Genomic DNA, 3,835 nt, shown 5'->3' on the forward strand with positions numbered 1-3,835 from the left:
AAATCACTATATAGATATTTTATTGTGCTAAAATCACTTTATGAATAAAATGAAAAAAGTAGCAATCATCGGCGGTGGGGCGAGCGGTTTAGTGTGTGCGATATTTTGTGCAAAGAAAGATGTGCATGTGGACTTGTTTGAGCAGAACTCAAAATGCGCCAAAAAGATTTTGGTTTCGGGGAATGGTCGCTGCAATATTACAAACAAAAACCTAAGTTCAAACGATTACTTTTGCCAGAACCCCTCTTTTGTGGAGTTTGCGCTTAAGGAGTTTGGATTTGATGCGTTTGAGAGATTTTGCCAAAGCATTGGGCTTTTGCTTGACGCCAAAGATGACGGACGTGTCTATCCGCTTAGCAATGAAGCAAAAAGTGTTGCTTCTTTGCTTCTTGGTCATGCAAAAAGTTTAGGCGTAAATATTCACACGGATACAAAAATCAAAGATATAAAAAAACTGCTTGGCGAGTATGATTCGGTTGTCATAGCAACAGGCTCAGAGGCGGCACCTCATCTAGGCGGAAACAGAGACGGCTTGGAGTTTGCAGAAATTTTTGGACACAATATAATCCCGACATATCCATCTCTTGTCCAGCTTCATCTAAACTCATCCGTAGTGAAAAGAATGAGCGGAGCCAAAACAGAGGGGGAAGTCTCGCTGCTTATAAACAACAAAAAAGAGCTTACATGTAAGGGGGATATTCTCTTTAGCGATTACGGAGTTTCCGGTTTTGCAATTTTAGATATTTCTCAAGGTGCAAGTGTTGCTTTGGCGGAGGGGATACATGTCAGTATATCTATAAATCTGCTTCCTGCTTTTAATGCGCAAAAACTCTCAAACCATATAAACAAGATGGCTGAATTAGATCCAAAAATAACGATTTTCGAGATTCTTATCGGGCTTATCCCATCAAAAATAGTCTCAGGAATTTTAGAAGAACTCGATATCTTACACTCAACATGCGGTAATGAAATCGGCATAAAACTAAGCAAAAAGGTAGCAAACCAGATGCTAAATTGGCGTTTTGATGTAAGCGACACTCACGGCTTCAGACATGCAGAGGTTGCAGGCGGCGGCGTGGATACTGCAGATATAAATCCAAAAACTTTTGAATCACTAAAACAAAAAAATATCTACTTCTGCGGAGAGGTTCTAGATGTAGTAGGTCGCCGTGGCGGATATAACTTTGCCTTTGCATGGGCTAGCGGATATTTGGCTGCCAAACATATAACCGGAGATTGATTTACTTATATTATCATGGCACATCAAACCCCCATCCCATTTAGCTGATTTGCTACATACTTTGCATGATTATCAGTCATGCCGACTATGTAGTCGACCACTCTTTGGTACATGATATACAGACTCTGCCCTTTTTTGGGTCTGTCTTCTCCCATAAGTTCCAAAGCTCGTTTATATCTAAAGGGTAATTTTGTTTCATCACCTTTTTTATAAAAATCGTAAGTTGCGTGAATGAGGTTATCAAGCAGAGTCTCTATTATGTTATATGCTCCGAGTTCAAGTTCTATCTTTCTTTTTTCGTTAAATATCTTTTTGCTTGCAAGGCTTTTTGCCTCTTGCATTGCACTCTTATATGCCTCGTTTGTAAAAAGCTCTATCAAATCCTTTGACTGATTATCGCTTATAATCGTCTCAAAATTATCCTCAAATACTCCCATAGTGTGAAGTGCCAGATTATGGATGGAGATTGCAACGAGTCTTGAGACCTTTTTTATATCTGAATAGTTCTCGTCTGCGTATATCTCCTCAACCTCTTGATTGCCGCAAATAAGAGTAAAAATCTTTTTTGTATCTTCTAGCGTAATGATTTTTAGCTCAACAGCATCCTGCAAATCAAGCAGCCCGTAGCAGATGTCGTCTGCGGCTTCCATAAGAAATGAGAGCGGATGTCTTTTGTAGGAGCCGTCTATCTTGACAAGCCCAAGCTCCAAAAAGAGAGTTTTAAAAAACTCCGCTTCGCTTTGAAAAAAGTTGAACTTAGATTTGCCCAAATGTTCACATCTAGCTGATGGGTAAGGATACTTTACCAAAGCGCCGAGTGTTGCAAAGGTGAGTCTCATTCCTCCGCAAAAAAGGTTGTTCTCTATCTGGCTTACAATCCGAAAACTCTGTGCATTTCCGTCTATGTGGATAAAATCTTCAAGCTCGTCTCTTGAGAGTTCTTTTAAAAAACTTTTATCTTTGTTACTCTCAAACCACTCTTTTATAACCTCTTCTCCCGCATGTCCAAATGGCGGATTTCCGATGTCATGAGCCAGACATGCCGTCTGAATTATATATGCCACATCGTAAGGGTCTATCTTAACTTCAGAGTATTTCTTGCTTAAAAATTCCCCTGCCCTAAGCCCAAGGCTTCGTCCGACACTTGCAACTTCCAAACTGTGTGTGAGTCTGTTATGAACATGGTCGTTTTTTGAGAGAGGATGCACCTGCGTCTTTTTTGAGAGCCTTCTAAAAGAGTTGGAGAAAATTATCCTATCATAATCTTTATGAAAACTGCTTCGATAATAGTTCTGTTCATCATCATCTCTTATATCGTTAATGCCATAGTATCTCTTATTTGATAGTAACTTTTTAAACATCTTTTTATTTCCACGCTAGAAAAATTTTAATTTGATTTTGGGATATTAATTCCCATGAATGTGGGAATTTAATTTACAAAGAGCTTATTATAAAAAAATCTACGGCTTTTCGCAAGTATTTATTTTGAGCAAATCATAAAGCGGGCACCAATTTATAACCGCTGTCGCGATAGGAATAATTCCTATAAGCCCCAGCCAACTACCTGTCATAATGCCAAGAACAATGAAAATCACTCCGATAACAATTCTAGCCACTTTGTCAACTTTACCTATATTTTTTGTCATCTAAAACCTCCTAATATAAATTTAATACCTTATAAACGCCTACCTTGTATAACACGAACTAAAATTACCACGACTGCAATAACTAAAAGAATGTGAATAAACCCACCTAAAGTATGAGAAGTCACCAATCCCAAAAGCCAAAGAACAACCAACACGACAGCAATAATTTCTATCATGATTACTCCTTTTATTCAATATTAAGGTATGGAGTTTTAACAACATATCTGCTAACACTATACATCTAAGCATCTTAATTAAATATAAATAAATCTTAAAACATTTTTAATTATTTTAAGGTAAACTACTGTTAGATACAATTGAAGGATGTCCATATGTCAATGCCTTTTATAATTCTCCTTATTTTAGTTTTAATCTTAATTTTGATGTACAACTCCCTGGTTGCGAAGAAAAATCAGGTTGAAAATATCTTTGCAAGTGTTGATACGACTCTTAAAAAGCGCTACGACCTCATTCCAAATCTTGTTGCATCTGTAAAGCAGTATATGGAGCATGAAAAGTCGCTTTTAGAAGAGGTTACAAAGCTTCGTGCAGAGGCAATAAAACCAGATATCAGCGATGCACACAAAATGGCTCTTGATGCAAAAGTAACCTCGGCTCTTGGCTCCATAATGGTTGCCGTTGAGAACTATCCTGAGCTAAAAGCAAACGAAAATGTTATGCATCTCCAACACACGCTCCATGAAGTAGAAGAGCAGATTTCAGCCGCTAGACGTGCCTACAACCAAGCGGTAACGGACTACAACAATGCCATAGAGATGATTCCGACAAATTTTATGGCTTCACTTATGAGCTACAGAAGAAAAGAGGTGTTTGAGATTGTAGAGAGTGAGCGTAAAAATATAGATGTCAAAGAGCTTTTTAATTGATGTTAAACACTAAAACAAGCTAATGCGGTTTTCACGAAGTGAAAATGTTTCTTTAGAAAATG

Annotated in this window: 5 protein-coding genes; 2 read left to right on the forward strand and 3 right to left on the reverse strand. The window is 37.9% G+C overall.

Features of this window, described 5'->3' with window-relative positions; all coding sequences use genetic code 11:
• Positions 1–49 precede the first annotated feature (49 nt).
• Positions 50–1,240: an NAD(P)/FAD-dependent oxidoreductase gene (locus IBX42_RS11595; protein WP_294933091.1), complete on the forward strand. Its 1,191-nt coding sequence runs from the start codon at positions 50–52 to the stop codon at positions 1,238–1,240.
• 23 nt (positions 1,241–1,263) lie between these two features.
• Here the strand turns inward: IBX42_RS11595 and IBX42_RS11600 are convergent, their stop codons facing one another.
• From IBX42_RS11600 to IBX42_RS11610, 3 genes are all read right to left on the reverse strand, one after another.
• Entirely contained in the window at positions 1,264–2,601 is a 1,338-nt protein-coding gene (locus IBX42_RS11600; protein WP_294933092.1) for a deoxyguanosinetriphosphate triphosphohydrolase, read from the reverse strand.
• 99 nt (positions 2,602–2,700) lie between these two features.
• Positions 2,701–2,886, reverse strand: a complete 186-nt coding sequence (locus IBX42_RS11605) for a DUF2892 domain-containing protein (RefSeq protein WP_294933093.1) — start codon at positions 2,884–2,886, stop codon at positions 2,701–2,703.
• A 29-nt stretch (positions 2,887–2,915) separates the two neighbouring features.
• On the reverse strand, positions 2,916–3,062 hold the full coding sequence (locus IBX42_RS11610) for a lmo0937 family membrane protein (protein WP_294933094.1): 147 nt from the start codon (positions 3,060–3,062) through the stop codon (positions 2,916–2,918).
• 156 nt (positions 3,063–3,218) lie between these two features.
• Between IBX42_RS11610 and IBX42_RS11615 the strand changes: the two genes are divergently transcribed.
• Complete coding sequence (locus IBX42_RS11615) at positions 3,219–3,773, forward strand: LemA family protein (protein ID WP_294933095.1); 555 nt, start codon at positions 3,219–3,221, stop codon at positions 3,771–3,773.
• Positions 3,774–3,835 lie beyond the last annotated feature (62 nt).

Source organism: Sulfurimonas sp. (assembly GCF_014859695.1).
GTDB lineage: Bacteria > Campylobacterota > Campylobacteria > Campylobacterales > Sulfurimonadaceae > Sulfurimonas.

Bases quoted from the DNA above. Each gene is read 5' to 3' on its own strand.
- IBX42_RS11595 (WP_294933091.1), top strand. From the start codon at position 50: ATGAAAAAAGTAGCAATCATCGGCGGTGGGGCGAGCGGTTTAGTGTGT.
- IBX42_RS11600 (WP_294933092.1), bottom strand. From the start codon at position 2,601: ATGTTTAAAAAGTTACTATCAAATAAGAGATACTATGGCATTAACGAT.
- IBX42_RS11605 (WP_294933093.1), bottom strand. From the start codon at position 2,886: ATGACAAAAAATATAGGTAAAGTTGACAAAGTGGCTAGAATTGTTATC.
- IBX42_RS11610 (WP_294933094.1), bottom strand. From the start codon at position 3,062: ATGATAGAAATTATTGCTGTCGTGTTGGTTGTTCTTTGGCTTTTGGGA.
- IBX42_RS11615 (WP_294933095.1), top strand. From the start codon at position 3,219: ATGTCAATGCCTTTTATAATTCTCCTTATTTTAGTTTTAATCTTAATT.